This is a genomic window from Methylophaga sp. UBA678, assembly GCF_002299105.1.
GTDB classification, from domain to species: domain Bacteria; phylum Pseudomonadota; class Gammaproteobacteria; order Nitrosococcales; family Methylophagaceae; genus Methylophaga; species Methylophaga marina.
Window position 1 is genome coordinate 11682 of sequence record NZ_DBNG01000013.1, and the last position, 1865, is coordinate 13546.

The following is a 1865-nucleotide window of genomic DNA, read 5'->3' on the forward strand; positions in this document are numbered from 1 at the left end:
GCTTCGTAACAGGCAGAGTCACCATGAGGATGGTATTTACCTAATACATCACCCACTGTTCTAGCTGACTTTTTATGCTTGGATAAGGCACTCAATCCAAGCTCAGACATCGCATAAATAATCCGACGCTGAACAGGTTTTAAACCATCACCAATATGCGGCAATGCACGATCCAGAATGACATACATCGAATAATCCAGATACGCTTTTTCAGTGAAATCGCGTAGCGGCATATTCTCCAAATCATCGACGAAAGTAGTCATGGGTTATATCTCTTCATCATTTATAAAGCAGCCAAATCGGCTAAGTCACCATGTTGCTCAAGCCAGGACTTACGATCACCAGCCCGTTTTTTGGCTAGCAGTTTGTCCAAGGTCATCATCGTATCGTCTTCGGCATTAATGGTAAGTCGAATTAAACGGCGGGTATCAGGCGCCATAGTCGTCTCACGTAACTGCATGGGATTCATTTCCCCTAACCCTTTAAAGCGCTGCGTACTGACTTTACCTTTGATTTTTTCTTTTTCAATTCGATCCAGAATAATGTGGCGTTCTTCATCATCCAGGGCATAGAACACCTGCTTGCCCACATCGATGCGATATAACGGTGGCATCGCCACGCAGATATGGCCTGCTTCCACCAGAGGACGGAAATGTCTGACAAAGAGGGCACATAACAAGGTAGCGATATGAGCGCCATCAGAATCCGCATCGGCTAATATGCAAATCTTGCCATAGCGCAGACCGGACAAGTCATCAGACCCCGGATCCACACCAATAGCGACCGCAATATCATGGACTTCCTGAGATGCCAGGACTTGTCCAGGCTCAACTTCCCAGGTATTCAGAATTTTGCCGCGTAGAGGCATAATCGCCTGAAACTCACGGTTTCGCCCTTGCTTGGCACTGCCGCCAGCCGAGTCCCCTTCGACTAAAAATAATTCTGTACGGGATGGGTCCTGTGAAGCGCAATCCGCTAACTTACCCGGTAGAGCCGGACCGGACTGTACCCGTTTCCGGACCACTTTTTTTGCTTGTTTTAATCTGGACTGAGCGTTATTGATCGCCAAATCAGCTATTTTTTCGCCATCTTCCACGTGATGGTTCAGCCACAAACTAAAGGCATCTTTGACTACACCAGACACAAAGCCAGCACATTGACGAGAAGATAAGCGTTCTTTGGTCTGTCCTGAAAACTGTGGGTCCTCCAACTTGACGGACAAGACATAACAACAGCGTTCCCAAACATCTTCCGGTGCTAGCTTGACACCTCTCGGCAATAAGTTACGAAACTCACAAAACTCCCTAAGTGCTTCCAAAACGCCGCTGCGTAGGCCGTTAACATGGGTGCCACCCTGTGCAGTGGGAATGAGATTGACATAACTTTCGGCCAGCTCGTCACCGGCTTCAAGCTGCCACATCAGTGCCCAGTCGACTTCCTGGGACTCCTCACTCATATGGCCTACAAAAGGCGCGGCAGGGACACAGGGAGCATCGGTCAGGGCAGAGGAAAGGTAAGAATTTAACCCATCCTCATAACACCAGCGATCTTCAACTTTTTCCTTTCCGGACAGATCAGTAAATGTGACCACTAACCCGGGACACAACACTGCTTTCGCCCGAAGTACATGTCGTAATCTAGGTACTGAAAATTTAGGTGAGTCAAAAAACGGCTCTTCTGGCCAGAATCGCACTGTAGTACCAGTATTCCGTTTACCAACAGTACCAATTTCGTTTAAAGCTTCGACTAAAGCACCGCTTTCAAAAGCAATCTGATACTCGGTCGCATTTCGACGAATTTTGACTTCCAGGCGAGACGATAATGCATTAACAACAGAAACACCCACACCATGTAAACCACCTGAA

At 47.6% G+C, this 1865-nt stretch carries 2 protein-coding genes; both read right to left on the bottom strand.

Features of this window, described 5'->3' with window-relative positions; genetic code table 11:
• The coding region (locus tag B3014_RS07795) for a DNA gyrase subunit A (RefSeq protein ID WP_289286938.1) at positions 1-263 on the bottom strand (263 nt) is incomplete at its 3' end.
• Positions 264-283: 20 nt separating this feature from the next.
• Positions 284-1865, bottom strand: a 1582-nt coding sequence (parE, locus tag B3014_RS07800) for a DNA topoisomerase IV subunit B (RefSeq protein WP_289286939.1), incomplete at its 5' end; no start/stop codon positions are given.